Raw genomic sequence first — 26,832 nt, forward strand, 5'->3', positions numbered from 1 at the left:
ACTCAGCGGGTCGGTTGGAGCAAGGGGCGCATCGCGATGCGAACGCCCTCGATGTCGGCGAGCACGGCGTCCAGCAAGGCTGGCAGGCCGTCGCGTCGACCGTCCCGGGCCTGGGCCTCGATCTCGGCACAGCGTTGCGAGAGGGTGGTGGCCCCCAGGCTGGCCGCGGCGGATTTCAGGGTGTGGGCCACATGGCGCAGCGCGCCGAGGTCGGTCAGGTCGTTGCAGCCCTGGGCCAGCACCGGAGCGTGCTGATCCAGGGACTTCAGGAAGGCATCCACCACACGTTGCACCAGATGGTTCGCACCGCCCGGGTCCAGCTCGCGCAGACGGGCAAGGGCCTGCTCATCCAGGACGGTGGGCGTCGGCGCGAGTCGGGACGGCATGGTCAGAGCGTGATCGAATGACATCGTGCAGTGAGGGGTCTGCGTGGGCAATGACACGCAGGTTTTGAACCATTGTCCTTCAGCGCAAGCCCGCAAGCGCGCAAAAAAGGCGTCATTTCCGGTGTTGTTGAGGCCACAGGTCGGGGTTAGCCCTTGGTTTTGCGGGACGGCGCCAGGCAGTGTCGCTGGATCTGGTGGGCGCCCATCCCCCGTTGGGGTGGGACAGCCTACATACAATCAGCCGCATGAATAGGTTGGGGGGGACCGCCGTCCGGCGTCGACCGTGGGGAGCCATGCTGGCCTTGGGCCTGGCATCGCTTGCGCTGGTCTTGCTGCTGGCATTGAACCTGGAGCCCGCCGGCCCCGGGCTGGTGCTGACCGCGCTGGTCGCGGGCGCGGTGCTGATGTTGTTCGTGGCGGCAGTGGCCTGGCACCTGGCGGTCCGCCTGGCGCGGGTGCAGTTCGGCGGGCTGCTGCGCGAGTCGCGGCAGCACGCCCAGCACCTGACCCTGCTGCTGCCGGACTGGCTCTGGCAGACCGATGCCGGCCATCATCTGGTGCGCTGGCAGGCGCCGCAGGGGGCGCCGTCCTCGAGTTGGGCCGGCACGCCGATGAATGGCGCCATCACCCAGATGCTGTGGGACCGATTCGAACCGCTGGACGCCAGCCAGGACCCGGTGGCCCGTCTGCACGCGCAGCAGTCCTTCAGCGGCTTGCTGCTCAAGGATCCGCAGGGCCGGACGTGGACGCTGCGGGCGCAGGCGGTCATGGACGAGGAGGGGCGGTTCAACGGCTACCTGGGGTCGGCCCGCCTGCTGGAGGGAGCTGCACACCCGGCCGAGGAGGCGGGGCAGATCGGCCAAGGCAGTGCGGCGGGCGCGGGCACGTCGGCCGCCGCGGTCGTCGCGGCGCCGTTGGCCGAGGCTCAGCCGGCGACCGACTGGCTGCAGGCCCTGCCGGGCCCGGCCTGGTTGCTGAGCGAGGTGCAGCCCTGCGCGCAGACCCGGCTCATCGATTTCAACGATGCGGCAGCGCACATCATGGGCGGCGCCGGCCAGTCCCGCGGCCAGCTCTGGCGGGCGTGCGAGGAGCGTCTGCCCGAGGAGCTCCGGCAGGCGCTGGCGCAGCCCGACTTCCAGTCCGGCTGTGCCTGTGGCGCCTGGTGGCTGTGCCTGACGCCGATGCCGCGCGGCGGGCAGGGCTTGCTCAGTCTGTGGCCGCAAGGCGCGGTGGACACCGTGCCGGCCGCGTTGGCGCTGCAGGCGGCAGAGCAGGCGAGGGCGGACCAGGCCTCGTTCAGCTACACCGTCTCGCATGACCTGCGGGCGCCGCTGCGGGTGGTGGAGGGCTTCACGCGGATCCTCAAGGAGGATTACGGCCGGCTGCTGGACCGCGCGGGCAATGACCACCTGGAGCGGGTGCTGGGCGCCTCGGCGCGCATGCACAGCATGATCGATGCCTTGCTGGCTTTGTCGCAGCTGTCGTCGCAGGCGCTGCGGCACGAGACGGTCGATCTCTCGCTGCTGGGGTCGCAAGTCATGGATGAATTGCGTCGGCAGGCGCCGCACCGGGAGGTGGAGGCGCATGTCCAACCGGGTTTGCGGGTCCAGGGTGATCCGACCTTGCTGCGGCTGGTGCTGGAGAACCTGCTGGGCAATGCCTGGAAGTACAGCGGCAAGCGCGACCAGGCGGTGATCCGGCTGGAGTCGATGACCTTGGAGGGGGAGCGGGTGTTTGTCGTCAGCGACAACGGTGCCGGTTTCGACATGCGGTTTGCGGACCGGCTCTTCGGCGTGTTCCAGCGCCTGCACAGTGCGAGCGACTTCCAGGGCACCGGCGTAGGCCTGGCCTCGGCGCGGCGCATCGTGCGCCGCCACGGCGGCGACATGTGGGCCGAATCGGAAGTCGGGCAGGGCGCGAGGTTCTACTTCAAGCTGCCCTGAACCCGCAGTGACTGCGCGCCATGGCCGGGAAGTGATTTCTGCTTGGTGGCGGCAGCACCGGTCAGTCCAGCGAAGCCGAGGGATCGCTTGATCGATGGCCGAATCGTCAGGCGTCCCTGTAAAGGACGCCGATCACCCGAAGCCCAGACCAACGCTGCCCATCAGGATCGGCTTCGCAGACTCGTGGCATGACGCCGGGCGGGCCAAGCGTTGATCAAGGAGGCCCGCCGGGGCCGACATGTCCAGCGAAGCCGACGGGTCGGCTTTGCCGACTCGTCCGGCTTGCCTCCTGAAGGGGCAGCATTCGATCGTCGAAACGTTGATCAAGGAGGCCGCCGGGGCCGACATATCCAGCGAAGCCGACGGGTCGGCTTTGCCGACTCGTCCGGCTTGCCCCCTGAGGGGGCGCGCGTCAGCGCGTAGGGGGGGAGCCACCCACCGACAGTTGCTCCAGGGCCTCGACCAGGCGTCGGGCCTGCTCCGAGAGACTGATCTTCTGCTCGGCGGCCATGCGTTCCAGCCGCGACACCGCCTGCGCGCGGGTCAAGGAATAACGATGCATCAGGATCCCGACGGCCATGGCTTCGAGCATGTCCAGGGTCGGTGCCGTGTCGGCGGCCGTCGCCACCGGTGCCGCCGCCGCGGCCGGTGCCAGCGCATCGCCCCGCACCGGCCGGTTGGCGAAGGCGGCCTCCACGGCGGGCACGATCTGGTGAATGTCCAGCGGCTTGACCAGATAGGCCAGCGCGCCCAGTTCCCGCACCTTCGCCACGGTGGCTTCATCCGCAAAGGCGGAGAGGAACATGAAGGGCAACTGCAGGTAGTCGCGCAGGTAGCCGGCCACGTCGAAGCCGGTCAGGCCTTCCATCCGGATGTCGAGCAGCGCCAGGTCGGGACGATGCTGGCGGGCGATCAGGATGGCGTCATCGCCGTTGTCGGCATCCAGCACTTCATAGCCGGCCTGGGCCAGGCCGTGGGTCAGGGTGGCCAGCACCAGGCGGTCGTCGTCCACGACCAGGATGCGGCCCTTGACGCCGTCCTGCGTTTCCCCGGTCCTGTGTCGGCTGCTGCTCACGCTGTCCACGCTGTTCCCGAACCCCGATTGGTGACCGGCGATTGTGACTGAATTGGCGGTTTTGCCGACGCCCAGGTTGCGGGTGGTCACATGTCGGTCAGATTGCGGCTGGGGCTGGATGTGCAGGGCCGTGCGGCCGTCCCGGGCCCAGCATCCCCAGCCACCAGCCACCAGCCACCAGCCACCAGCCACCAGCCACCAGCCACCAGCCACCGGGCACCGGGCACCGGGCACCAGCCGCCGGGCACTGGCCGCTCAGACCGGTGCGCCCAGACTCACCCCGGGCGGCCACAGGCTCAGTTCACACAGCACCTGATCCGCCTGCTGCGTCAGGCCCAGCAGCGCGCTGCGCCGGGGCAGCAGCGCGCGCACCAGGCCCAGGCCGGAAACACCACCGCGGATCTGCGCCAGATCGAAGCCCTCGGGCAGTTGACCTTGGTTGAGGATGCGCAGCACCACCTGCTCCGGCTCGAACACCAGCTCGCACTGGACCGGAGCCTCGGCGCCATGCTTGAGGGCATTGGTGAACAGCTCGTTGAGGGTGAGGGCGATGGGAATCGCCTCCGCCTCCGGCAGGCCCCAGCGCATGGACTGCTCGGCGAGCGAGCCACTCAGCGTGACCTCGATCTCTCGCCCGAACATCCGCTGCACCGAGCCCAGCACCGCTTCGATCACCGGTCGCAGCCGCAGCGGCCCGGACGCGCCGACCTGCAGACCATAGACCTGCGCGATCGCCTGCACCTGGCCGACCGCTTCATTGATGACCGTCCGCACCTCCGGTCGCCGCGCGGCGATCTGCTGCAGCAAGCCGGCCACGCCTTGCAGGTTGTTCTTGATCCGGTGATGCACCTCTTTGACCAGCAGCTCGCGCTGGGCGATGGCGGCTTCCAGCCGGGCGGCTTCCTGCGCCCGCTGCTGGGTGACGTCGCTGGCGACCAGCAACAGCTGCTCGGGCTCGACCTCGCCGCTGGCGTCGACGCCGGACAGATGCAGCAGCCGTGCATCCCAGATGCGCGCCTTCCCGCCGACCTGCAACTGGTATTCACGCTGCATCACCTCGCTGCTTTGCAGTGCGAATTCCATGTCCGCGCGGATGGTGGCGGCCTGCTCGGCGCCGAACAGCGTGTCCAGGCTGGCGCCCAGCAGTTCTTCCTCCGGCCGGCCCGCCAGTTCGGCGGCGGCCTGGTTGATCTGCTCGACCTGCAGCGTGTCGGCGTCGTGCAGGCTGATGGCGATCGGCGCGGCTTCGATGATCCGCCGCAGCGAGGCCTGCGCCTGCTGCGTCTGGGCCTCGGCCTGTCGGCGGCGCTCGATGTCGAGCAGCGCATAGGTGAGCTGTCGGCCGCCTTCCGGTCCGCTTCCGGTGACCACCGCATTGCCGACCACCCAGAACTCGCGCCCGTCGCGGGCGACCAATCGGCATTCGAAGGTCTCGGCTTGGCCCTCGGTCAGGTCGTCCAGGTAATGGGTCTGACGGAAGGGATGGTCCGGTGCCGCGGTGGCGACGATGCTGATCGGCTCGCCCGCGAACTCGGCCAAGTCGCCGCCGAACATGCGACGGGCCGATCGGTTCATCCATTCGATGCCGTGTCGGCCGACGGTGACGATGCCCACCAGCACCGAGTCCAGCACCGCACGCTCCCGTTCGGTCTGCAGCAGCAGCGACTGCTGCGCGCGGTGACGGTCGTCCACGCTGAGGTAGGTGGCGATCATGCCGGCGTCCGGATCCTCGGGCCGCACATGGCGCTTGCTGATCTGCACCCACAAGGTCGAGCCGTCGCGGCGGCGCACGCGGCGCTCGCCGCGCCAGAGTCCGGCGTTGGACAACGCACGGGTGACGACGCGCCGTTCATGTTCGAACTCACCCACCGAGCCGAACAGCTCCGCATGCGGCAGGGCCGCCATGTCCTCGGGCCGATAGCCCAGCAGATGGGCCAGGGCCTCGTTCGCGCGGACCAGCCGGTCCTGGCGAATGATGGCGATGCCCACATCGGACAGGCTGAACATCAGCTCCCGGTCCTGCGCCAGGGCTTCGAGCTGCGCCTGCTGCACCTTCAACCGGGTGATGTCGCTCACCACGGCCACCAGCGCCTGTTCCTCCGGGGCCTCGGGCGGCACGACGCGTCGCAGCGACAGCGCATGCCAGCGGATCTCGCCATCCGCGGCGCGCGGCCACTGGAACTCGAAATCGAGCCCGTCGTCGCCCAGACCCGGCAGCGCGGCGACCACCTCGCCATGCAACAGCGGCAGCGCCTGGAACAGGGCCTCGAAGGGCGTGCCGGGCTCCGGTTCGCCGTCCAGTCCCAGCATCCGCCCCAACGCGCCATTGCTGCGCAGCAGACGCTGCTTGCGGAAGTAGGCCAGGCCGAGCCCGGCGCCATCGAGCATCGTGCCCAGTTCGCGCAGCAGCAGCTCGTAGCGCGCCTGGGACTGCTGGTTGTCGGTGACATCCAGCGTCAGCACCGAGGTGGTGCGCTGGCCGGAGGACAACTGCCCCGGCTCGACCCGGGTCATCAGCCAGCGCAGGCCGGCCTCCGGATGGCGCACGGCGTAGCGGGCCACCGTGGGCGTGCCTTGCTTGAGCGCGAGCTGCAGCTTTTCGTATTCGGGCCGAGAGTCCGGATCGACCATCTCGCGGTTGACGCCTTGCAGGGCGACCGACCACGTCCCCGAGCCCGAGCCTGAACCTGAACCTGAACCTGAACCTGAACCCGATCCGGAACCCGATGCGATTCCCGGCGCCGGCGCCGGGGGCGGCACCGGCACACCGACGCCCGGTCTCGACCAGCCGCCATCCGCCTGCAAGGTCGCCAGGCCAACGCCGGCGGTGTCCATCAGCGTCTGCAATTGCAGCTGGGCCAGTTCCAAATCTTGCTCGTCCGAGCGATCTTCCAGCATCACCATCAGCCGCGCCCGGGGCCAGGGGCCGGCCATGCGGCGGATGCGCGCGCGCATCCAGCGCTGGCGCCCGGACGGCTCCGCCACCAGCGCATCGTTCAGGCGTTCGGCGTCGGTGGTGGGCGGCTCCCCGGTGAGGAGCGCCCGCCAGTCGGGCGGCAGTTCATCCAGGCTGACCGGTGGCTGTGGGATGAGTCGCCGGCACAGGGCGGCGAAGGCGCTGTTGAAGCGCAGGAGCAGACCCTGTTCGTCATGCATCAAGGTCGGCAGCGGACACAGGTCCAGCCACTGGTCGATCTCGGTCTGCATGCGATCGGCGCGCTCCCGGGCGGCGAGCTCGGGACTGTGGTCCTGCAACAGCGCCAGGCCAAGGCCGCCGCCATCGAGCGGATGGACCCAGGCCTGCAACAAGTGCTCGCGGGCCTGGTCGTCCACCAGCCGCAATTCCTGCGCGCGGCCGCTGGGCAGCAGCCGGCGGCCACGCAGGGAGATGGTCCCCATCAGCTCCTGCAGGCGGCCGTTGGTCAGCAAGACCTGGCCCTTGCCATCCAGCACGAAGGCGGGCCAGGGGCCGTCCCAGAGACCCGCCAACAGGGCGGGAAGCTCCAGCGCGCGTGCGCTCAGCAGGGCACGCAGCGCGTCGAGGTCGGGGGAGGAGAGGGGAAGCTGGGGCGACACGCCCGCAGTGTAGGGCGGGCGTGGAAGGTGGGGCGGCGCGGGGGCGCGCATGGGGTCAGCGACCGCGCCGGGCCCGCGTGCTCATTCGAGTTGCGCGGCTTTGTGCAGTGCGCGCAGCACGGCGGAGTTGACTTCTCCGGTGCCCAGCATCAGGTTGTCCACCGTGGTGCGCACGTCGAAGACCGATTCGTTCTCGATCGCCTGCACCAGCTCCAGATAGCCATGGTACGGGCCGGTCTTGTCCACCAGCGCCTGGCGCACCCGCTCTGGCACGGGGATCGACTGCAGCAGCTTGCTGAACGGCTGGCGCAGCATGTGATCCAGCAGCGAGAACAGACCGCAGATGAACATTTCATCCCGCAGCTCGGCTTCCGCCATGCCCTTGGCCAGCTCTTCCATCAGCAGGCCACGACGCAGCGCGGCGAACATGACCGGGCGCATCGCATGGTCCTTGCTCGCGGTGGCCAGCAGCAGCGCCAGCCAGCGGCGCAGACGCGCATAACCCAGCAGCATGATCGCGTGACGGAAGGACGACACCTCCACCGACAGGCCGAAGGCCGCCGAATTCATGTAGCGCAGCAGCTTGAAGGCCAGGCTGGGATCGCGCTTGAGCGTCTGCTCCAGCCGCTCCACATCCTCGCCCTGGTCCACGCGGGACATCAGTTCCACGATCACCTGCAGGTCGGCCGCTTGGGTGTCCTTGCCGGTCGGGGGCGTGGCGGGGGCTTCGAACTCGCCATGCATCGGCCAGCCCAGCACGCCGGCCGCGCCCTTGTCCCAGGCCTGCTTGAAGTCGTCGGCGCTGCGGGCGCCGGACACCAGCACTGACTTGCCCGCCGGTGCAGGACCGCTCGCCAGGTCGGACAGGTCCAGGATGATCTGCTTGAAGCCGGCCGCATCCGATCGGCCCTTGAGGATCGAGGTGGCGCCCTCCGCCGCACGGGCCTGGACCTGCGCGGCCAGGTCGGCGTCGCTCAGCAGGAAGGCCGGAATCTCCAGTCGCATGTTCTTGGGCAGCGCCGTCGCCAGCAGACCCTTCAGCAGGCCCTCATGGGCGATGTTCAGCAGCACCGGCTTGTCGGGGAAGGCCTCGGACAGCGCCGCCACCAGCTCGGCGGCGGCGGGCGACACTTCCGGGCGCAAGGCGAACACGGTGACGCGGGTGGCTTCGATGTCGAGTTGCTTGGAAACCAGGGGCGCGTATCCGAGGGCCAGTTGGCCCAGCACGGCGTGAGTCGAATTCATGCGGGTGGCGGCGTCAAGAGTTGATGTACTGGAACAGCGACATGCGCTGCACCATGGCGTAGGTCTTCAGCGCCGCATCGTAGCCCGTCTGCTGGTTCTGGAAGTCGGAAATGCCCTGGGTCATGTCGAGGTCCTCTGCGGCAGATTGCTCAGCCTGGTTGTATACCTTCAATGACGAGAGGCGGTTTTCCGAGCCGTCGAGGTTGTTCATCTGCTCGCCGACCTGGCTGCGGACATTGGCCAGGTTGCCAGTGACCGCGTCGAGATCCCGGAGATTGACCAGGTTGGACTGGGTGATCTGGCTGCCGGTGCGGCCCTCGATCTTGAGCGATTCAATGGTGCGGTCCAGCACGTCGAAGAGCTTCAGGTCGGCGGTCGAGGGCTTGACCGAGAAGGAATCTCCGTCCACCGGGCTGCCGCCGACGGTCATCGACATGCCATCGAACTTGATCGCGTTGCCGGCGCTGTAGTTGTCGCTGGCGACCGGCACATGGCCCTGGCTTTCGTTGAACACCGTGTAGGTCTGGGCGGGCGCGGTGCCGCTGATGACGATGGCATAGCTGTCGCCAGTCACCGCGGTGGGGTCGGTGACCCGGCCGCTGTCGATCCAGCCCGCCGCGGCGGCGCCGGTCAGCACATTGGGCGCGGCGCCGGTTTCGAAGGTGCCGTTGCCGCTGCGCGCCTGTTCCCAGGCCAGCCGACCATCCACGCTGAGCGGATAGTTCTCCATGTTGCCGGTGCTGACCGAGCCGGAGATGCCGTCAAAGCCGACCCCGCCGCCGATGCGGTTGCCGGCTGCGTCGCGCTGGACCGGGTTGTCCAGGAACGGCGTGCCGGCCGCGCCTTGACCGGAGAAGAGGAAGCCGCCGGCGCCGTCGCCCCGGTTGGCGATGGCCAGCAGTTGATCGCGCAGGCCCTGGATCTTGGTCGCCAGGCCCTTGCGCTCGGGATCGCTGTAGCTGGCGTTGCCGGCGGCGACCAGCGATTCACGGATCTGCTGCAGCAGCTCGTTGGCATCGCCCAGGGCGCTTTCAGCCAGCGTCATGCTGTTGCGGCTGGCCTCCAGCCCTCGTTGGCTGGCGTCGACCTGGCCGATGGTGGTGCGGGCGCGCTCGGCCCGGGCGGCACCGGTGGGGTCGTCGCTGGCGCGCTGGATGCGCTTGCCGGAGGTCAACCGCTCCTGCGCGGACTGCATCTCCTCCTGGCGGCGTTGCAGGGTCGAGATGCTGGCCTCGAACATGTTGGCAGTGGACAGGCGCATGGGTCTTCCTTCCTGGCGTCAGGTCATCGGGGCGCGTCAGCGCTGCACGATGCTCAGCAATTCGTCAAAGATGTTCTGGGCGGTCTGCAGCACCTTGGCAGCGGCCTGGTAGCTCTGCTGGTATTGCATCAGCCGGGCGGCTTCCTCGTCGAGGTTGACGCCCGCCTGGCCCGCGCGGGTGGCTTCGGCATCGCTGGCGACCGAGGTCGAAACCTGCGCCAGGTACTGCGAGCCCTGCACCCGCGAGCCGATGTCGGCCATGGCCGCGGCATAGGCTTCGGTGATGGTCTGGCCGCGGGACAGCTTGCCGTCGGCCTGCAACTGCTTGCCGACGAAGGTGTCGGTCTGCAGCGCGAGGAAGGCCTTGGCATTGCCGTTGTTGGTCGAGACCACCGCATCCGAGACCTGGGTGGAGAGGGTGTCGCCTTCGCGCGGGGCGCCGTTCAGGCGCAGCTCGAAGCCGAGGTCCACGCCGTTGGCCGGATCGTTGCCGATCACGCCGCCGGCCTTCCAACTGCCGGTGTAGGAGCTGTTGTCGGCCAGCGTGATGGTGTAGCTGATGCTCTGGTCCGCCGGATTCACCGCACCGAACTGGATCGTGGCTGGCTGCTTGGTCTTGTCGAAGTTCTTGTTGACCGCATAGAGCGAATCGATGGTGGCGGTGCCCTTGTTGTTGACGTTGGCGGTGCCGACGATCGGCGCCGCCGCGGCCACGCCGGCCGGGTCATCCAGCGCCCGCTTGAAGCTGGCCGAGGCATTGGCCACCGGCTCGAGCAGGAAGCTGTCGCCCTGCTGCATCGTGCCGGTCATCGAGAGGCTGATGCCGTAGGCCTTCTCGATCTGGTCCTTGTTCATCGTCGTCGGCGTGCCGCTGGGGCGCACCGCGACCTGGTAGCTGTCCGGCGTGCCGCTGGGATCGGCGCTGATCACGAACGACAGTGCCGGCACCATCGCGCCGTTGGTGATGGTGGCCGTGAGTTTGGCGTCGCCCTTGTTGGTGCTGGCGGGCAGCACCGTCGGCGGGGCCAGGGTGAACAGCGGGCCGCCGGCCTGGGCCTTCAGATCCACGCCCAGGGCCTGCTGGTCGTTGACGCGGGTGGCCAGGGACGTCGCCATCTGGCCCAGCAGGTTGCGGGCGTCCTGCAGATGGGTGTTCTGGTAGCGCAGCAAGGCGGTCAAGGAGCCGCCGGTGAGGGTGCTGTCGTCCAGCACCCGGTTGCCGTTGGCCTCGGTCACCGACAACTGCGCGCGGGCGCCGTCGTAGGGATCGGCGGTGACCACCAGCTGTTCGGCCTGGCTGCCCAGCACCAGGCGCTGTCCGCCGCCGATGAACACGCCGATCGAGCCGTCCCGGCTGCTTTCCACCGTGCTGACCTGCACATACTGGCTGAGCTGTGAGATCAACTGATCGCGCTTGTCCAGCAGGTCGTTGGGCGTGTGGTTGGAGCCGGCGGAGCGGGCGATCTGGTCGTTGGCCGCAGCGATCTGCTTGGCCAGTTCATTGACCGTCTTCACGTCAGCCGAGAGGTCGCTCACCACGCCGGCCTGCAGGTCCGCCAGTTGCTGGCCGGCATTCTGGAAGCGCGCGGCGAGCTCCTGCGCCTTGCCCAGCACCACTTGCCGGGCGGAGGGATCGGAGGGGCGGCTGGTCACGTCGACCATCGCATTCAGGAAATCGTTGGTCGCCTGGCCCAGGCCGTCCTCACCGGTGGGGAAGACCTTCTCCAGTTGGGTCAGCTGGGCCTGCATGGACGTGTCCATGAAGGCCTGCGACTTGGCGGCGGCGGCTTCGCGGGTGAGGAACTCGTTGTGCGACCGGGTGACGGTCTGCACATTCACGCCCTTGCCGAAGTAGCCGGCGCCGGTGAACTGGCCTTCGGGCGTCGTCAGCACCACCTGCTGACGCGAGTAGCCCGCGACATTCGCATTGGCGATGTTCTGGCCGACCGTCTGCAATGCCGCCTGGTTGGCGAACATCGCGCGCATGCCGAGTGACAGCAGGGCAGAGGTTCCCATGATCTCGTCCTCGATCCTTTCTCAGCGGGTGCCGCTCACGCCATGGCGCGTTGAACGCGCATGGTCGTGTTGATGGTGCGGGCCAGCTTGGTGGCGTAGTCGGGGTCGGTGGCATAGCCGGCCTTCTGCAGGCCCTTGGCAAAACCTTCCGCGCTGCCGGTGTTGGCCTTGGCCACCACATCGCGATAGCGGTCGTTGCCGCTGATCAGCTTGGCATAGTCCTTGAAGGCTTCTTCATGGTTGGCATAGGCGCGGAACTTGGCGGTGACCTTGACCGCCTTGCCGTCCACATATTCGGTGGTCTGCACTTCGGCGACCTTGCCGGTCCAGTTGGCGCCGGCCTTGATGCCGAAGATGTTGTTGCTGCTGGTGCCGTCCTTGTTCATGATTTCCCGCTTGCCCCAGCCGGACTCGTGTGCGGCCTGGGCGATCATGAAGCTGGCCGGGATGCCGGTGGAGGCTTCCGCCGCCTTGGCCGCGCTGTCGTGCTTCAGGATGAAGCTCTGCACATGCGGCTGCACATTCCGGGTCGCCAGCTGCGGAATCTGCTGCGTGGCGGTGGCGCTCTTGGCGCTGGGCAGCTCACCGTCCTTGACGCCGAGCTGGCGCTGCAGATGGCGCTCGATGGCCTGCGACAGGCCGCCGGGCAGGCCGGTCATCTTGCTGGCGTACTGCTGGTCCAGCATCTCGCCGCCCATCTGGGTGGCGGAGTTTTCCATCATGCCCGAGCTCATCGTGGCCTGGCGCATGCTCTTCATCACCTCCTGCATGAAGAGGGCCTCGAACTGCTTGGCGGTTTCCTTGACCGCGGCTTTGGGGTCGCGGTTGGCGACGGACTTCAGCTGGTCGATGGAGCGCGAATCGCTGCTCAGACCGCCGGTGCCCAGGGCGGTGCTCAGGGGCGTTGAGAGTGCCATGTCAGATCACCTCCAGCTCGGCGTTCAAGGCGCCGGCACTTTTCATGGCCTGAAGAATGGCCAGCAGATCCTGCGGGGTGGCGCCCAGAGTGTTGAGCGCCTTGACGACATCATTGAGCTTGGTACCCGCCGGCATCTGGATCAGCGAGCCGGGCTCCTGCTTGATCGAGATGTCGGTCTTTTCGGTGACGGTGGTCTGGCCGCCGGACAGCGCATTGGGCTGGCTGACCTGCGGCGTGCTGGAGATGGTCACCGCCAGGTTGCCGTGGGCCACGGCACAGGGCAGCAGCGTGACCGCCTGGTTCATCACGATCGAGCCGGTGCGCGCATTGATGACGATGCGGGCGGCCGGCGTCTCCAGGTCGATGTTCAGGTTCTCCATGTCGGCCAGGAAAGCGACCCGGGCCTCCGGCGCCAGCGGGGCACGCACCTTGACCACGCGGCCGTCCAGCGGAATGGCGGTGCCTTCGCCCTTGGCCTTGTTGATGGCCTTGGCCACTGCGCGGGCGGTGCCGAAGTCCGAGGCGTTCAGGTCCAGCTGGAGGTATTCGTTTTGCTGCAGCGGGGTGGGGACGCTGCGCTCGACCAGGGCGCCGCCGGGAATGCGGCCGGCACTCAGGTGGTTGATCTGCACCTTGGAGCCACCTTGCGAGGCGCCCGCGCCGCCGACCACCACATTGCCCTGGGCGATGGCGTAGACCTGGCCGTCCGCGCCGCGCAGCGGGGTGGCGATCAGGGTGCCGCCGCGCAGGCTCTTGGCATTGCCCATCGAGGACACGACGATGTCCAGCGGCTGGCCGGGCTGGGCGAACGGGGGCAGGGAGGTGGTGATCATCACCGCCGCGACATTGCGGGGCTGCATGGTCACGCCGGGCGGCAGCAGCACGCCGAACTGCTGCAGCATCGCGGTCATGCTCTGACCGGTGAAGGGCGCCTGGGTGGTCTGGTCGCCGGTGCCGTCCAGACCCACGACCAGGCCGTAGCCGGTCAACGGGTTGGAACGCACGCCCTGAACCGCCGCGACTTCCTTGATGCGCGTCGCCTCGGCCGGGGTGGCCACGGACAACAGCGCGATCAGGCTCAGGAGGCCGGCCGCCAGTTGGCGGGCAGAGCGGAGGGAGCGGCTGAAGAAGAGGGGATAGGTGTTGGGGTACATCTCGGTCACACGGTTGGCAGACTCGTGTGACCGATTGTGGGGAAACTTAAATCGGCGAAAGGTTCAAGAAGAAGCGGGATAGCCAGCCAATTCCATGGGCATCGGCGGTGGCGCCACGACCGCGCTGTTCCACCCGCACATTGGCGATGGAGGTCGACGGCACGGTGTTGCCGTTGCGGATGGACTGCGGGTCCACTTGCCCGTAGAAGCGCAGCACGTCCACGTTCTGGTTCACGCCGACCTGTTTCTCGCCGGAGATCAGCAGGTGCCCGTTGGGCAGCACCCCGGTCACCACCGCGGTGATCGTGCCGGAGAAGTCGTTGCTGTTCTCGTTGGTGCCCTTGCCGGTGTTCTTGTTGGACGACGAACCGGTCAATTCAGCGCGCCCGTTGGCAAAGGAGTTGGCGGCAATGCCCGGAATCGCGGTCACCGAAGCCCCGACGGCGCCGGTCTTGTTCAGCTCCGAGCTGGACTTCTGGGTGGCGCTGACCTTTTCGGTGATCTGCACCGTGACGATGTCACCCACCAGCCGGGCGCGGTGATCCTCGAACAAGGGTCGGTAGTTGGCGTTCTGGTAGATGGCGCCGTTGTTGGCGGAGGCCGGGATCGGTTCCGGCATCTTCACCACCGGCGCGGGCTGCATGTCCACATGCGGCTGCGGGTAGAGCGGCGCGCAGGCGCTCAGCAGCACGGCGGCTGCGGGCACCAGGCCCAGGCGCAAGGAAAGGCGGGCGACGCGGCTGACCGCGTTGGAAGCGGCGTGGGAGGCCGCATTGGGTGCGGTGTCGTCCGGGTGGAGCGTGCGACCTGCGGCATCGAGGGCGGCACGACCGGCCACCAGACGGAACAGCGAACGATGCGATGGCATTGAAGACTCCTTGAATCGCGGCGGATCTTGCGCCGGCCGCGGCACCACGGGGGTGCGCCGCGCGGGGCCGGTCGATGGGAGGATGAGCGAGGTTCGGTGCGCAAGCAGTCGGGCCAGCAGAGGCGCCGGTCAGTCGCAGAATGCGCCGGACGGCACCTCAGATCTGCGACAGCTTCTGCAGCATCTGGTCGGTGGTCTGGATGGCCTTGGAGTTCATTTCATAGGCGCGCTGGGTCTGGATCATCTGCACCAGCTCCTCCACCACATTGACGTTGGAGGTTTCCACGAAGCCCTGCTGCACCGTGCCCAGGCTGTTGGTGCCGGGCGCGCCGGTCTGCGGCGTGCCCGAGGCCACGCTTTCCGCATACAGGTTGCCGCCCAGCGACTCCAGTCCCGGCGGGTTGATGAAGTTGGCCAGTTGCAGTTGGCCCAGGGTGGTGGGTGCGGCGTTGCCCGCGGTGGTCACGCTCACTGTGCCGTCGGCGCCGATGGTCAGGGACTTCGCATCCGCCGGCACGATGATGCCGGGCAGCACCGTCAGGCCGTTGTTGGTGACCAGCTGACCGTTGGCATCGAGCTGGAAGCTGCCATCGCGGGTGTAGGCGGTGGTGCCGTCGGTCATCTGGATCTGGAAGAAGCCGTTGCCCTTCACCGCCACGTCCAGGTAGTTGGAGGTCTGCTGCAGGCTGCCCTGGGAATGGCTGCGCGAGGTCGCCACCGCCCGCGCGCCCAGGCCGATCTGCAAGCCGGTGGGCAGGGTGGTCTGCTCGGTGTTGTTGGCGCCGGGCTGGCGCAGGGTCTGATACATCAGATCCTCGAACACCGCATGCGACTTCTTGTAGCCGTTGGTCGAGACGTTGGCCAGGTTGTGGGAGATGACGTCCAGCTGGGTCTGCTGGGTCTCCATGCCGGTCTTGGCGGTCCACAGGGAACGAAGCATCGGGAACTCCTGATTGAGGCCGGGCGGGGCGTCAGTTGTCGGACAGCAGCTTGGAAGCGGCCTGTCCGTGGGTCTGGGCGATCGACAGCATCTTCATCTGCTGCTCGAACTGTCGGGCGGCGGCGATCATGCTGACCATGGTTTCCACCGGGCTCACGTTGGAGCCTTCCAGCGCGCCAGACTTGAGCCGGGCGGCCGGGTCGGCGGGCAACGGGTCGCCGCCGGCCGCGGTGAAGAGACCGTCGTCGCGGCGGGTGAAGCGGCCGTCCTCGGTCACCAGCTTGATGCGGCCGATGTTCACCGGACGCTGGTTGCCGCTCTTGGCGACCACGGTGCCGTCGTCGCCGATCTCGACCGTGGAATTCGGCGGCACGGTGATCGCGCCGCCGTCGCCCAGCACCTGCAGGCCGTTGCGCATGCGCAGCACGCCGTCCTGGTCGACATCCAGCGAACCGGCCCGGGTGTAGGCCTCGGTGCCGTCCAGCGCCTGCACGGCCATCCAGGAGCGGCCCTTCATCGCCACATCCAGGTTGCGGTCGGTGGTCTGCATCGGGCCGGGCGCGAGGTCGTGCCCGGTGGTGGTCTCCAGCGAGAAGGCGCGGGTGGAGGCGCCGTCGCCGCGGATCGGCACCGAGCGGAAGGCCTGCAGCTCGGCCCGGAAGCCGTTGGTCGACGCATTGGCCAGGTTGTTGGCCAGCACGTCCTGACGTGACATCGCCGCCTGCGCGCCGCTCATCGACAGATAGATCATGCGGTCCATGGCCGGGCCTCCTCAGCGTGTGCGATCAGCGCAGGTTGACCAGGGTCTGGAGCACCTGGTCCTGGGTCTTGATGGTCTGGGCATTGGCCTGGTAGACGCGCTGCGTCGTGACCATGTTCACCAGCTCGGAGGTCAGGTCCACATTGGACTCTTCCAGCGATCCGGGATTGAGCGAGCCCAGGTTGCCGTCGCCCGGCACGCCGACCACCGGCGAGCCCGACGCATTGCTGCGCGACCACATGTTGCCGCCCAGCGGCTGCAGTCCTTGCGGATTGCGGAAGTTCGCCAGTTCCACCTGGCCGGCTGGCTTGGACTCGCCGTTGGAATAGCTGGCGGTGACGATGCCGTTGTTCTCCAGCTTGATGCCGACCAACTGGCCGGGGGCGTAGCCGTCCTGGGTCAGGTCGGTGACCGCGAAGTTGGAGCCGTTTTCCGTGGCGTTGCGGATGTCCAGCGACACGCCCTGGACCGACGGGTCCGACAGGTCGGCCGGCGGAGGCGGGATGGACAGCGTGGGCGCGCCCTGAGAGTTCACGCCGGCGGGAATCTTCAGGTTCAGGAATTCGCTCGGGCCGGGCGACACCGGCTTGCCGCCGGTGGGCAGGAAGGTGACCTGGGTGAACGGGGTCAGCGGGTCGCCGCCGGGTGTGCCGTCGCTGGTCTCGATCGGATTGCCCTGGGCGTCGTACTGCACCGCGCTGCCGTTGGCGGTGACGTAGACGTTCCAGACGGTGTTGCCGTTGGCGTCGTCGTTGTTGGCGCGTTGGTAGTACATCGTCACCGCGACCGGCTGACCCTTGGCGTCATACACCGTCATCGAGGTGGCGTTGTTGTAGGTCTTCGGATCCTTGAGCGTGATGCCCAGCTTGTCGATCTTGGCCGAGTTCGGATCCGCCGGATCGGTCAGGTCATACGCGGCGGTGGCCGGCGCGCGGGAGTCCAGGTTGAACTCCATCGTGATGTCGCCGGTCTGCTTGGGGTCGATGCCGCCGGTGGGCAGCTTCAGCGCCTGGGCCAGGCCGGGCTGGATCACGCCGTTGGCGTCAGCCGGGTAACCCATCAGCTTGAGCTGGTCGTTGTTGACGATGAAGCCGTCCTTGTCGACCTTGAACTGGCCGTTGCGGGTGTAGAGCGTGGGGCTCTTGCCGTCGCTGACCTGGAAGAAGCCGCTGCCGTTGATGGCCAGATCCATCGGGTTCTCGGTGACGGTGATGCTGCCCTGCGTGAACTGCTGGGCCACCGCCTGGATCTGCACACCGATGCCGATCTGGTTGGTGCCGGCGCCGTTGAGCGCGGTGGCATACATGTCCGCGAACTCCGCACGCGAGGATTTCGCGCCGTAGGTCTGGGCATTGGCGATGTTGTGTCCGATCACTTCCAGGCTCTTGCTGGAGGCGTTCAGTCCGGAGAGGCCTTGTTGAAAGCTCATGTCGGGTCCTTGGGCAGTTCAGGCGGGTGAGACGGTGGGGGCGGGGTCTGGCGGGTCAGCCGAGGGAGCGGACCTGGTCGTAATCGACGATGCCCGAGTTCTTCAGCTCCAGCTGCAGCGTGCTGCCGCTGGTGTTGACCGCGCGCACCACGTCGCGGGTCAGGGTGGTGGCGCCGACCGCCACCCCGCCGTTCGAGGCGGTGATGCGGTAGCGCAGGTTGGTGGTTTCGGGGCTCTTGCTGGCGTCCCAGGTGTAGGTCTGGTTGCCGCCCTTGAGCTTGCCGAGGTCTTCGGTGGCGATCACGTTGCCGGCGCCGTTGAGCACTTCCAGCTTGACGGCGTCGGCATTGCCGGCGAGGTCGAAGCTGAGATTGGCCTTGCCGTTCTCCACCGAGAGCTGGTTGCCCGGCAGGGTCACGGTGCGGCCCACCAGGCTGACGCTCTGCAGCGCCTGCATCTGGGTGAACTGGCCGGCCAGGTTCTGGATGCTGTTGTTGAGCGTGCCCACGCCGGTGACCGTCTGGATCTGCGCGAGCTGGGTCGTGACCGCGGCGTTGTCCATCGGATTCATCGGATCCTGGTTCTGCATCTGCGCCACCAGCAGCTTCAGGAAGCGGTCCTGCGTGTCGGCCGCACCGCTGCTCTGGGCCGCGGTGGGGGTCGTCTTGCTGGTGCTGGAATTGACGTTGAGGGTCGAGTAGTCCATGGCGGGCTTCCTGATTCGCTAGGGGTGCGGCGCGGGGATCAGCCCTGGCCCATCTGCAGGGTCTTGAGCAGCAGCGACTTGGCGGTGCCCATCACTTCCAGGTTGTTCTGGTAGGAGCGGGAGGCCGAGATCATGTTGACCATCTCCTCCACCGAATTCACATTGCTGTAGGTGACATAGCCGTCGGCGTCGGCGAGCTGATGGCTGGGGTCGTGGATGCGGCGGCCGGGCTGCTGGTTTTCCTGGACGGAGACCACCTGCACGCCGACATCGGTCGGATCGGTGCCGTTCTGGGCCATCACGCTCTGGAACACCACCTGGCGGGCCTTGTAGGCCTGGCCGTCGGTACCGGCGACGGTGTCGGCATTGGCCATGTTGCTGGCCACCGCATTCAGCCGCTGGCTCTGGGCGCTGACGGCGCTGCCGGAGATGTGGAAGATGTTGAACATCGACATGGGCGGGTCCTCCTCGTGTCAGGCCGGGGCCTCAGGCCGCGTTGGGCGACTTCATCGCATCCATCATGGTGCGGATGCTGCCGTTCAGGAATCGCAGCGACGCCTCGTACTTGACGGTGTTGTCGGCGAAGCTGGCGCGCTCCCGGTCCATGTCCACCGTGTTGCTGTCCATGCTGGTCATCGCGCTGAGCGAGCTTTGCAGCGCGTTGGCGGTGCGCTGGGTCAGTGTCTGGTTGCTCAGGGTGCCGGCGGGCTGCACATCCGACGTGGCCTGGCGCAGGGCCTGGGCGAAGTTCATGTCGCGGGACTGATAGCCCGGGGTGTCCGCATTGGCGATGTTGCTGGCCAGCAGGCGCTGACGCTCCGCCCGCAGGGTCAGGGCCTGGGACTGGAAATCCATCGCGTCGGTGAGTCGATTCATCATGCTGGGGCTCCTCTCGAACCGGTGTCGCCGCCGCCCCGGTCGGGACGGCTCGGCTGACGGCGGTTCATCAGGTTCGGTCATTGTGTTGGGCCGGTCCGAAAACATGAGCGGGATAAGACGGGGGTTTGCGGCGCATTTCGATGCCATCGGCGGTCCGGTCGCGTCCTACATTGGGTCCATGTCGACACGCCCGCACGCCTACGCGCCCGTCCAGGGGCACACCCACGCGCCAGCCGTTCCAGGTCGGATGGCGGCCGTGTTGCTGACTGCGCTGCTCATGGTTGGCGGGATCCCAGCGGCGCGCGCTCAGGCGCAGAGCCCGACCCAGAACCAGTACCAGACGCAGGCCCAGGCCCAGGCCCAGACCCAGACCCAGACCCAGGCCCAGGCCCAGGCCCAATCGCCGGTCGCGGGCGCCGCAGGCAGCCCGACCGCCCTCTCCGCGGTAGCAGCCGGCGGCCACGGCGCGGTCGACGACGCCCTGCAGCAGCGCCTGCAGATGCTCGCCATGGCCGGCGCCCGTCAGGTGGCGCCGACCCAGGCCCGGGTGGAAGTCGAATTGGGGCGGCTCGATCCCCGCCTGCGCCTGGCGCCGTGCGAGCAGATCCAGCCCTATCTGCCGCCCGGCCTGCGCATGTGGGGCCGCACCCGGATCGGGCTGCGCTGCCTGTCGGGCCCGACCAAATGGAATGTCAGCCTGCCGCTGACCATCAAGGTGTACGGCCAGGCCTATGTCTCGGTGGCCGATCTGCCGGTGGGCACCGAATTGACTTCAGACCATCTGCGTTTGGCCGAAATAGACATTGCCGGTGATGCCGGCGCGATCTACACCCAGCCGGACGCCTGGCAGGGACGTCGGCTGGCCAAGCCCTTGGCGGCCGGTGAGGCCTTGCGGTCGTCCGATCTGAAGCTTCGCCAGTGGGTGCAGCCGGGCGACCGGGTGCAGGTGCTGGCCACCGGACAGGGCTATGCCGTGGCCGGCGAAGGCCAGGCCATCGGTGTGGGTCTCGAAGGACAGGATGTGAGGGTGCGCTTCGACAATGGGCGCATGGTCACCGGCCGTACGGTGGGAGAACGTCGGGTGGAGGTGCCGCTGTGAACCGCGGGAAAGCCCCTGATGTCACCCTAAACGTGAAAAGGCGGGGAAAATCGCCTCACTTTGCTGGCCATTTTCCAGACCGAGCCCCTAAAGTTCGCCTTCAGCGGGCCGATATACCGAATATTGGATGTGGTCCGGCCCTGTTCCGGACCCTCGGAGACTTGCCATGAAGATCGGTAACAGCCCTGAACTACAGGCCTACACCAAGGTAGGCAACGAGCGCACCGGCGCTTCGGACGCCGGACGTGCGCCCGCCAAGACCGCGAAGGCGGAGGCCGGCTCGCAGGTGGAACTGTCCAGCGCGGCCAGCAGCCTGATTGCGGGTGCGGCGGGTGATGACGGCAGCTTTGACACCGAGAAGGTGCAGCGCATCGCCGACGCCATCTCCAAGGGTCAGTTCACCATCAATTCCGAGGCGATCGCCGACAAGCTGATCGCCAACGCGAGCGAGATGGTCGCTCGTGCGACGCCGCATTGACCGCGCCGTTCCTCACGTCGCCGTCTCTTTTGTCCTGAGCTCCAACGTTCTGGTGCCGTCATGTCAGTCACGCCTCTGAATGCGATTTCCCAGCCCCCCGCCGACCTGGAGCAGCCGCTGCAGGATGTGGAAAGCTGCTTGAACCTGCTGGGTGACGCGCTGCATCGGCGCGACAGCCAGGCGATCGAGTTGCATGCCGCCTCGCTGCATCTGGCGCTGGCGCGGGCGATCGAGCAATTCGCCGCCGCCGCGCGGACCGGTGATGTGCCGGCGGTGCTGCGCACCCGGTTGATGCAGGCGGGTGGCCGTGTGGCCGCGCAGCGCGAGTCGCTGGCGCGCGCCACGGCGGCGCTGGACCGCGCCATCGACGTGCTGATGCCCGGCGAGCCGACCGGCCTGTACGGCGCTTCGGGCAAGAACGAGCGCAAGTCCGCACTGGGTGGATCCATCCAGGCCTGAGCGACAACGGGCGACCGCCCGAGCCCTCGGTTCAACCCAGCAAAAAGCCACGCATTGCGTGGCTTTTTTGCATTGGCGGCGACGTCTCCGGGTGGCGGATGCCCCGCTGGGTCGTCCGGCCGGGGGGCGATCAATCGGTGACGACGATCCGCAGCGCGATCCTCGCCGTGATCCGGCCCGTCCGGGTCAGCGGGTCAAGGGGCCCACGGGTCAACGCGTCGCCTTGCGCCGCAGGCAATCGAGGTAGGCATGCCCGTCCGGCGGCAGGCCGCTGCGCTGCGAGGTCCAGATCATCTCGCCCAGGCATTCCATCGCTTCATGATGGGCCTCATGCAGCGATTGCCGACGCGCCGCCAGCAGGTCCAGCGCTTGGCGCACGCCGCGCGGCTGGTCGATCTGGTGCTGCTCGATCAGGCTCAGGTGCATCGACAGATGCAGGAAGGGATTGGTCCGGCCTTCTTCGACGGTATAGACCGCCGCCAGCGCGGCTTCGGTGTCGGACAGGTCGTCGTGATACTCCGGGTGCTGGTCGATCCAGTCGGCCGCGATGGCCTCCATCGGCGTCAGCGGCATGCTGTCGCGGCGCTTGCGATAGGTCTCGCAGAAGAAGCGCCGGACCTCGAGTTGGGAAGGTGCAAACATGGGTGGGGATTGTCGCTGCCCGGCTCAACGGGTGTCGGACTGGGGATGTTCCGGTTCCTGCCAGGGCCGTCCCCCCTGGCCATCCGCCAGCGCGCGCCGCTCCTGCGCCAGCCGATCCTCCAACTGCTGGCGCCCTTGCTTGGACATGGCGATCAGCGTGTCCAGATCGCCCCGGTGCGGACGCATCTGTTCCATCTGCTCGACGCTGTGCCGACGGAAACGCCACGCCAGCTGGCGCGCCGCATGCGGCGTCCAGCCGATCTTCTCCATCACGCTGCGGGCGCTCATCAGCGCGGAGTCCAGCGTCTCGCGCTCGATCAAGCTCACGCCCAGGTCCCGCAGCGCGTAGTAATGCTGCACATTGCGGGCGCGGGCGACGAGCGTCAGATGGGGGAAATGCTGCCGGGCGATCTCGGCGATCTTGAGGCTGTGGTTCACATCGTCCACCGCGATGACCAGCACATGGGCGGTGTCGGCACCGGCGATGCGCAGCAGCTCCAGCCGCGTGGCATCGCCCCAGAACACCCGCCAGCCGAAGCGACGCAGCGATTCCACCGTGTCCGCGTCATGGTCCAGCACCGTGGCCGAGACGCCGCTGGCGTTCAGCATCCGGCCGATGATCTGACCGTAGCGGCCGAAGCCCGCAATGATCACCGGCGAGTCCTGCTGCTCGTTCAACGCATGCGGCGAGCTGCGGGTCTCCTTGCCGGCGCGCCGCTGTGCCCAGGCCAGCAGGGCCGGCGTCAGGGCCAGCGACAGCGCCACCGCCGCCACCAGCACCGAGCGCTGCGCCGCATCCAGCAGCGTGGCCTGCTCGGCCAATTGGAAGACGACGAAGCCGAATTCCCCGCCCTGCGCCAGCAGGATCACGAAGACCGGCCGTTCCATCCGGGGCAGGTCCATCCATCGGGACAGCATCCACAGCACCAGTCCCTTGCAGATCCACAGCGCGGCCAGCAAGCCCAGCACCGCCATGGGACGCTGCCAGATCACAGCCAGATCCAGGCCCATGCCGACGGCGATGAAGAACATGCCCAGCAGCAGGCCCTTGAACGGCTCCAGGTCGGCCTCCAGCGCACGGCGATATTCGCTTTCGGCGAGCAGCACCCCGGCGGCAAAGGCGCCCAGCGCCATCGACAGGCCCACCTTCTGCATCAACATCGCGGTGCTCAGCACCAGCAGCAGCGAAGCGGCGGTGAAAATCTCCGGCGTGCCGCTGCGGGCGATCCACCGCAGCAGGGGGCGCATCAGCAGCCGCCCGCCCAGCACGATCGCCACCAGCGCGCCCAGCGCCAGCCAGAGCTTCGCGCTGGACTGACCTGCTGCGGGGCGTCCTTGCGAGGCCAGCAGCGGCACCAGCGCCAGCACCGGGATGGCGGCGATGTCCTGCAGCAGCGCCACGCTGATGACGCTCTGGCCGGCGCGGGTGCCGCCCAGGTTTTTCTCATTCAAGGTCGACAGCGCCACGGCGGTGGACGACATGGCAAGGCCCAACGCCGCGATCACCGCGGCGTGCCAGTCGGCGTCCAGCCAGAAGGCCGGCGCCAGCAGCAGGGCCGCACAGCCCAGCATCTGGGCCGATCCCCAGCCGAAGATCGGGCGGCGCATCGCCCACAGTCGCTTGGGCTCCAGCTCCAGTCCGACCAGGAACATCATCAGCACCACGCCGAACTCGCCAATCTCCAGCACGGTGGCCGGATGACTGATCAGTCCCAGCACCTGCGGTCCCAGCAGGACGCCGGCGACCAGATAGCCCAGGATCGCGCCCAGCTTCAACCCACGCGCCAGGGGCACGGCCAGCACGGCGGCGGCCAGCAGCACCAGGGGCGTCATCAACCAATTGCCATGCGCTTCCATCAGACCGGCACTCCTTCCTGACTGGCGGGGCGGTCCTCGTTGGGGACTTCCTCCTGGGCGGGCTCGGGCTGCATCTCGCACCACTGCGGCAGTTCTCGCAGGCCCTCGACGAAGCGCTGCGCATGGGCGCGGATCTCCGCCTCATTGGCGCGCTGCGCGCCGTGCACCATCAGTGGCGGCAGGAAGCGCATGCCGCACAGGGCAGCGGTCTGGGCGTAGGGGAGCAGGAAGTCGTCGACCGGATGGCGGTTGTAGCCCTCGGCGCTGTAGGAATGGGCGCTGCCGCCGGTCGACATGACCAGCCACAGGTCCTTGCCATGCAGCGCATGGCCTTCGCTGCCGTAGGCAAAGCCCACGCTCAGCACCTCGTCCACCCACAGCTTCATCAGCGCCGGCATGCCGTACCAATGCATCGGGTGCAGCCAGACCAGCAGCTCCGCGTCGCGCAAGGCTTCCTGTTCGGCGTGCACGTCGATCGAGTAGTCCGGATAGAGCGCATACAGATCCCGCACCCGCACATTCGGCAGGCCGTGGACGGCGGACAGCATGGCGCGGGTTACATGGGAATGCGCCAGGTCGGGATGAGCCGCCAGGATCAGGATCGGTGCCTGGGCAGAAGGGCTGGGCCCCGAGGCGGGAGTCCCGGGCCCGCCAGCGGGTGCCAGCGGCGCACTGGCGCGGCCGCCAGGGGGCGAGGCGGTCGGGGCTGGCGAGTCGGGTTGGCGGGACGGTCCGGACTGGCTGGATCGGCCGGGCCGGCCCGGCTGGCCATGGGGCCCGGCGGCGGAGGAAAAGGGAGCGTCGGCGTCGGTCATCGGCGGGGCAAGGCGGCGACATCAGGGTTGCCTGCGGCGCCGGGGCGCCGTCGGGGCATGTCGCGGTTGAACGTCATGGGCCCGCAGTATGCGGTATCGCCTAACATCCCGACGCACCCATCGAGGCGAGGAGGCTCCATGCCCGTCATCCTGGTCGCCAACCCCAAAGGCGGGGTTGGCAAGAGCACGCTGGCCAGCAACATCGCGGGATATCTCGCGCATCGCGGTCATGCGGTCATGCTGGGCGACATCGATCGCCAGCAGTCATCGGCCCGCTGGCTGGCCCAGCGGCCGGCCACGCTGCCGCTGGTCCGCGGCTGGGCGCTCGAATCCACCGAGCAGTTGCGCACCCCCAAGGAGGTGACGCATGCGGTGCTCGACACCCCCGCCGGCCTGCACGGCAAGAAGCTGGCGCAGGCGCTCAAGGTCGCGACCCGCGTGGTGGTGCCGCTGCAACCGAGCCTGTTTGACATCCAGGCGACATACGACTTCGTGCGCGAGCTGCAAGATGCGTGGTCGGATCGCGGAGCGACCGCACCCGCCGTCGGCCTGGTGGCCATGCGGGTGCGCGAGGGCACGCTGTCCCGGCAGCAACTGCAGCAGTTCATCGACCAGCTCGGCCTGCCGTTGCTGGCCGAGTTGCGTGACACGCAGAACTATGTGCAACTGGCCGCGCGCGGTCTGACGCTGTGGGACATCGCACCGGGCCGTGTGGCCCGTGATCTGGCGCAATGGCACGAGTTGTGTGCCTGGCTGGAGCGTCCCTCGATCCCTTGATTCGAGCGCGCAAACCGCCGGGCGCCTGAACCTCAGGAGCATCTGCATGCGTGTGTTCGACAGACTGGATGAACTGGAAGCCCTGGTGGGGCAGGAGATCGGCGTGTCCGACTGGATCGAGGTCGACCAGGCCCGGATCCAGGCCTTCGCCGAGGCCACCGAGGACCGGCAGTGGATCCATACCGATCCGTCACGCGCGGCCGCGGGGCCCTATGGCACCCCCATTGCGCACGGCTTCCTTACCCTCAGCCTGCTGCCGCGCTTCTACGAAACCGCCTTTCGGGTGGCCGACGTCCGGATGGGCCTGAACTACGGCTTGAACCGGGTGCGCTTTCCGGCGCCGGTGCCGGTCGGCAGTCGGCTGCGCGGGCGCTTCGTCCTTCGGCAATTCGAGACCATCGAGGGCGGCGCTCAACTGTGCATGGACGTCTCGGTCGAGCGCGAGGCCGCGGTGGAAACCGGCGGCAAGCCGGTCTGCGTGGCGGAGTCAATCACCCGTCAATACCGCTGACCTCTCCACCCCAAGTCACCGAAACCTGCAACACGACGTCCAACCCGTAACAGGGCGAAACCTGATGGCTGATTTGGATCGATAAGCGAACATGTACGCCTGACGCATGCCACCGTAAGGGGGAGTGCCTGCGGGAAGGGGCGCGCCTATGATCGCGCCTTTCGAAGTCAAGCCGTTGAAACGGCGCATGGAGACAACCGCGTGAGGGTTTTGCTGATCGATGACCATCCCCTGATCCTTGCCGCGTTGCAGACCGTGATCCAAGGTCTGGGCGAAGACGTCCAGGTGTTGGGCGCCGACAGCGCGGCACAGGCCAGGGAGACCTTGCAGGCACGCCAGGACTTTGATCTGGTGTTGCTGGACCTGAATTTGGGCGATGCCAGCGGTTTCGACGTGCTGGAGGAATTCCGCGCGCAATATCCGTCCTTGCCGGTGGTGGTGATCTCGGCGTCCGACCGGGCCAGCGACGTCATCCGGGCGATCGACCAGGGCGCAATGGGCTTCATTCCGAAGCGCACCAGCAACGACGTGCTGGCGCAGGCGCTGAAGCTGGTGATGTCGGGCGGGATCTATGTGCCGCCGATGTCGCTCGGCTCCGAGGTCCGAGACTCCGAACCCGCGCCGCTGGACGACGGCCCGTCGCCCAGCATGGCCGACAAGTTGCAGCAGGTGCATGCCCTGGCCAGCCAGGCCGGCTACCAGACCGCCACCGGGCTGGAGGGCCTGCAACTGACGCCGCGCCAGACCGATGTGCTGGCGCTGCTGCTGCAGGGCAAGCCGAACAAGATCATTGCGCGTGAGCTCGGCGTTTCGGTGGAGACCATCAAGGACCACGTGGCCGCGGTGCTGAAGGCGCTGGGGGTGAGCTCCCGCACCCAGGCGGTGCTGGCGGTGGGGCAGATGGTCCAGCGTCAGCCCAACGCGGCCTTCACGACCTTCCGCTGAGCGATTCATAGCGGGGAAGGACTGCTCGGCGCCACGGCGCCGTGCGTCTGCGCGGGCCAGCTCGGATCTGTTCAGGCGTGCTCAGACCTCCT

25 protein-coding genes are annotated in these 26,832 nt (G+C 67.9%); 7 read left to right on the top strand and 18 right to left on the bottom strand.

Annotated elements, in window-relative coordinates; genetic code table 11:
- Positions 1–2 precede the first annotated feature (2 nt).
- Complete coding sequence (locus N4261_RS08065) at positions 3–386, bottom strand: Hpt domain-containing protein (protein ID WP_261759651.1); 384 nt, start codon at positions 384–386, stop codon at positions 3–5.
- A 293-nt stretch (positions 387–679) separates the two neighbouring features.
- Here N4261_RS08065 and N4261_RS08070 point away from each other — a divergent pair, with 293 nt between their 5' ends.
- Positions 680–2,329 (top strand): sensor histidine kinase, encoded by a 1,650-nt coding sequence (locus tag N4261_RS08070; protein WP_261759652.1) that lies wholly within the window; start codon positions 680–682, stop codon positions 2,327–2,329.
- 412 nt (positions 2,330–2,741) lie between these two features.
- On the opposite strand, the gene N4261_RS08075 is transcribed toward N4261_RS08070, so the two are convergent.
- The 14 genes from N4261_RS08075 to flgB form a co-directional block, all read right to left on the bottom strand.
- A complete protein-coding gene (locus N4261_RS08075; RefSeq protein ID WP_261759653.1) occupies positions 2,742–3,404 on the bottom strand; it encodes a response regulator in 663 nt (220 codons plus the stop codon).
- A gap of 255 nt (positions 3,405–3,659) precedes the next feature.
- Positions 3,660–6,980, bottom strand: a complete 3,321-nt coding sequence (locus N4261_RS08080) for a PAS domain S-box protein (protein WP_261759654.1) — start codon at positions 6,978–6,980, stop codon at positions 3,660–3,662.
- A gap of 81 nt (positions 6,981–7,061) precedes the next feature.
- On the bottom strand, positions 7,062–8,225 hold the full coding sequence (locus N4261_RS08085; RefSeq protein ID WP_261759655.1) for an EAL and HDOD domain-containing protein: 1,164 nt from the start codon (positions 8,223–8,225) through the stop codon (positions 7,062–7,064).
- A gap of 13 nt (positions 8,226–8,238) precedes the next feature.
- On the bottom strand, positions 8,239–9,486 hold the full coding sequence (gene flgL, locus N4261_RS08090; RefSeq protein ID WP_261759656.1) for a flagellar hook-associated protein FlgL: 1,248 nt from the start codon (positions 9,484–9,486) through the stop codon (positions 8,239–8,241).
- A 36-nt stretch (positions 9,487–9,522) separates the two neighbouring features.
- The gene (flgK, locus tag N4261_RS08095) at positions 9,523–11,502 is read right to left on the bottom strand and encodes a flagellar hook-associated protein FlgK (RefSeq protein ID WP_261759657.1); all 1,980 of its coding nucleotides are present in this window, start codon (positions 11,500–11,502) and stop codon (positions 9,523–9,525) included.
- 35 nt (positions 11,503–11,537) lie between these two features.
- Positions 11,538–12,419: a flagellar assembly peptidoglycan hydrolase FlgJ gene (gene flgJ / locus N4261_RS08100; protein WP_261759658.1), complete on the bottom strand. Its 882-nt coding sequence runs from the start codon at positions 12,417–12,419 to the stop codon at positions 11,538–11,540.
- A 1-nt stretch (position 12,420) separates the two neighbouring features.
- A complete protein-coding gene (locus tag N4261_RS08105) occupies positions 12,421–13,575 on the bottom strand; it encodes a flagellar basal body P-ring protein FlgI (RefSeq protein WP_261760648.1) in 1,155 nt (384 codons plus the stop codon).
- A gap of 46 nt (positions 13,576–13,621) precedes the next feature.
- The gene (locus N4261_RS08110; RefSeq protein ID WP_261759659.1) at positions 13,622–14,443 is read right to left on the bottom strand and encodes a flagellar basal body L-ring protein FlgH; all 822 of its coding nucleotides are present in this window, start codon (positions 14,441–14,443) and stop codon (positions 13,622–13,624) included.
- A 157-nt stretch (positions 14,444–14,600) separates the two neighbouring features.
- The gene (gene flgG, locus N4261_RS08115; protein ID WP_261759660.1) at positions 14,601–15,383 is read right to left on the bottom strand and encodes a flagellar basal-body rod protein FlgG; all 783 of its coding nucleotides are present in this window, start codon (positions 15,381–15,383) and stop codon (positions 14,601–14,603) included.
- A 31-nt stretch (positions 15,384–15,414) separates the two neighbouring features.
- Positions 15,415–16,143: a flagellar basal-body rod protein FlgF gene (gene flgF / locus N4261_RS08120; RefSeq protein ID WP_261759661.1), complete on the bottom strand. Its 729-nt coding sequence runs from the start codon at positions 16,141–16,143 to the stop codon at positions 15,415–15,417.
- 25 nt (positions 16,144–16,168) lie between these two features.
- Positions 16,169–17,572 (bottom strand): flagellar hook protein FlgE, encoded by a 1,404-nt coding sequence (flgE, locus tag N4261_RS08125; protein ID WP_261759662.1) that lies wholly within the window; start codon positions 17,570–17,572, stop codon positions 16,169–16,171.
- Positions 17,573–17,627: 55 nt separating this feature from the next.
- Entirely contained in the window at positions 17,628–18,278 is a 651-nt protein-coding gene (locus tag N4261_RS08130; protein WP_261759663.1) for a flagellar hook assembly protein FlgD, read from the bottom strand.
- 38 nt (positions 18,279–18,316) lie between these two features.
- A complete protein-coding gene (gene flgC / locus N4261_RS08135) occupies positions 18,317–18,733 on the bottom strand; it encodes a flagellar basal body rod protein FlgC (protein WP_261759664.1) in 417 nt (138 codons plus the stop codon).
- A 31-nt stretch (positions 18,734–18,764) separates the two neighbouring features.
- Positions 18,765–19,157 carry a flagellar basal body rod protein FlgB gene (flgB, locus tag N4261_RS08140; protein ID WP_261759665.1) on the bottom strand — a complete coding sequence of 131 codons (393 nt, stop codon included), beginning with the start codon at positions 19,155–19,157 and terminating at the stop codon, positions 18,765–18,767.
- 178 nt (positions 19,158–19,335) lie between these two features.
- Between flgB and flgA the strand changes: the two genes are divergently transcribed.
- The 3 genes from flgA to N4261_RS08155 all read left to right on the top strand — a co-directional run bounded on the left by flgA (position 19,336) and on the right by N4261_RS08155 (position 21,193).
- Complete coding sequence (gene flgA, locus N4261_RS08145) at positions 19,336–20,256, top strand: flagellar basal body P-ring formation chaperone FlgA (protein WP_261759666.1); 921 nt, start codon at positions 19,336–19,338, stop codon at positions 20,254–20,256.
- A 166-nt stretch (positions 20,257–20,422) separates the two neighbouring features.
- Positions 20,423–20,734, top strand: coding sequence for a flagellar biosynthesis anti-sigma factor FlgM (gene flgM / locus N4261_RS08150; protein ID WP_261759667.1), 312 nt, complete (start codon positions 20,423–20,425; stop codon positions 20,732–20,734).
- A gap of 60 nt (positions 20,735–20,794) precedes the next feature.
- Positions 20,795–21,193, top strand: coding sequence for a hypothetical protein (locus N4261_RS08155; RefSeq protein ID WP_261759668.1), 399 nt, complete (start codon positions 20,795–20,797; stop codon positions 21,191–21,193).
- Positions 21,194–21,403: 210 nt separating this feature from the next.
- Here the strand turns inward: N4261_RS08155 and N4261_RS08160 are convergent, their stop codons facing one another.
- The 3 genes from N4261_RS08160 to kefF are packed head-to-tail and all read right to left on the bottom strand — an operon-like array spanning position 21,404 to position 24,357.
- On the bottom strand, positions 21,404–21,835 hold the full coding sequence (locus N4261_RS08160) for a DUF1841 family protein (RefSeq protein WP_261759669.1): 432 nt from the start codon (positions 21,833–21,835) through the stop codon (positions 21,404–21,406).
- 24 nt (positions 21,836–21,859) lie between these two features.
- On the bottom strand, positions 21,860–23,692 hold the full coding sequence (kefC, locus tag N4261_RS08165) for a glutathione-regulated potassium-efflux system protein KefC (protein WP_261759670.1): 1,833 nt from the start codon (positions 23,690–23,692) through the stop codon (positions 21,860–21,862).
- Positions 23,692–24,357, bottom strand: coding sequence for a glutathione-regulated potassium-efflux system oxidoreductase KefF (gene kefF / locus N4261_RS08170; protein ID WP_261760649.1), 666 nt, complete (start codon positions 24,355–24,357; stop codon positions 23,692–23,694). Before kefF ends, kefC begins: the two co-directional genes overlap by 1 nt.
- Before the next feature lie 288 nt (positions 24,358–24,645).
- Here kefF and N4261_RS08175 point away from each other — a divergent pair, with 288 nt between their 5' ends.
- The 3 genes from N4261_RS08175 (at position 24,646) to N4261_RS08185 (ending at position 26,740) form a co-directional block, all read left to right on the top strand.
- A complete protein-coding gene (locus tag N4261_RS08175) occupies positions 24,646–25,284 on the top strand; it encodes a ParA family protein (protein ID WP_261759671.1) in 639 nt (212 codons plus the stop codon).
- Positions 25,285–25,330: 46 nt separating this feature from the next.
- Positions 25,331–25,795: a MaoC family dehydratase gene (locus tag N4261_RS08180; protein ID WP_261759672.1), complete on the top strand. Its 465-nt coding sequence runs from the start codon at positions 25,331–25,333 to the stop codon at positions 25,793–25,795.
- Between the two features lie 201 nt (positions 25,796–25,996).
- Positions 25,997–26,740 (top strand): response regulator, encoded by a 744-nt coding sequence (locus N4261_RS08185; protein ID WP_261759673.1) that lies wholly within the window; start codon positions 25,997–25,999, stop codon positions 26,738–26,740.
- Positions 26,741–26,832 lie beyond the last annotated feature (92 nt).

Source organism: Roseateles amylovorans (assembly GCF_025398155.2).
GTDB classification, from domain to species: Bacteria; Pseudomonadota; Gammaproteobacteria; order Burkholderiales; family Burkholderiaceae_C; genus Roseateles; species Roseateles amylovorans.

Excerpts from the sequence above, each read along its gene's own strand:
- flgM (WP_261759667.1), top strand. The coding sequence starts at position 20,423 with ATGAAGATCGGTAACAGCCCTGAACTACAGGCCTACACCAAGGTAGGC.
- flgF (WP_261759661.1), bottom strand. The coding sequence starts at position 16,143 with ATGGACCGCATGATCTATCTGTCGATGAGCGGCGCGCAGGCGGCGATG.
- flgC (WP_261759664.1), bottom strand. The coding sequence starts at position 18,733 with ATGTCGATGTTCAACATCTTCCACATCTCCGGCAGCGCCGTCAGCGCC.
- kefC (WP_261759670.1), bottom strand. The coding sequence starts at position 23,692 with ATGGAAGCGCATGGCAATTGGTTGATGACGCCCCTGGTGCTGCTGGCC.
- flgJ (WP_261759658.1), bottom strand. The coding sequence starts at position 12,419 with ATGGCACTCTCAACGCCCCTGAGCACCGCCCTGGGCACCGGCGGTCTG.
- N4261_RS08065 (WP_261759651.1), bottom strand. The coding sequence starts at position 386 with ATGCCGTCCCGACTCGCGCCGACGCCCACCGTCCTGGATGAGCAGGCC.
- N4261_RS08085 (WP_261759655.1), bottom strand. The coding sequence starts at position 8,225 with ATGAATTCGACTCACGCCGTGCTGGGCCAACTGGCCCTCGGATACGCG.
- flgB (WP_261759665.1), bottom strand. The coding sequence starts at position 19,157 with ATGATGAATCGACTCACCGACGCGATGGATTTCCAGTCCCAGGCCCTG.
- N4261_RS08110 (WP_261759659.1), bottom strand. The coding sequence starts at position 14,443 with ATGCCATCGCATCGTTCGCTGTTCCGTCTGGTGGCCGGTCGTGCCGCC.
- flgK (WP_261759657.1), bottom strand. The coding sequence starts at position 11,502 with ATGGGAACCTCTGCCCTGCTGTCACTCGGCATGCGCGCGATGTTCGCC.
- flgE (WP_261759662.1), bottom strand. The coding sequence starts at position 17,572 with ATGAGCTTTCAACAAGGCCTCTCCGGACTGAACGCCTCCAGCAAGAGC.
- N4261_RS08160 (WP_261759669.1), bottom strand. The coding sequence starts at position 21,835 with ATGTTTGCACCTTCCCAACTCGAGGTCCGGCGCTTCTTCTGCGAGACC.
- N4261_RS08070 (WP_261759652.1), top strand. The coding sequence starts at position 680 with ATGCTGGCCTTGGGCCTGGCATCGCTTGCGCTGGTCTTGCTGCTGGCA.
- flgG (WP_261759660.1), bottom strand. The coding sequence starts at position 15,383 with ATGCTTCGTTCCCTGTGGACCGCCAAGACCGGCATGGAGACCCAGCAG.
- flgA (WP_261759666.1), top strand. The coding sequence starts at position 19,336 with ATGTCGACACGCCCGCACGCCTACGCGCCCGTCCAGGGGCACACCCAC.
- flgL (WP_261759656.1), bottom strand. The coding sequence starts at position 9,486 with ATGCGCCTGTCCACTGCCAACATGTTCGAGGCCAGCATCTCGACCCTG.
- N4261_RS08130 (WP_261759663.1), bottom strand. The coding sequence starts at position 18,278 with ATGGACTACTCGACCCTCAACGTCAATTCCAGCACCAGCAAGACGACC.
- N4261_RS08105 (WP_261760648.1), bottom strand. The coding sequence starts at position 13,575 with ATGTACCCCAACACCTATCCCCTCTTCTTCAGCCGCTCCCTCCGCTCT.
- N4261_RS08175 (WP_261759671.1), top strand. The coding sequence starts at position 24,646 with ATGCCCGTCATCCTGGTCGCCAACCCCAAAGGCGGGGTTGGCAAGAGC.
- N4261_RS08180 (WP_261759672.1), top strand. The coding sequence starts at position 25,331 with ATGCGTGTGTTCGACAGACTGGATGAACTGGAAGCCCTGGTGGGGCAG.
- N4261_RS08155 (WP_261759668.1), top strand. The coding sequence starts at position 20,795 with ATGTCAGTCACGCCTCTGAATGCGATTTCCCAGCCCCCCGCCGACCTG.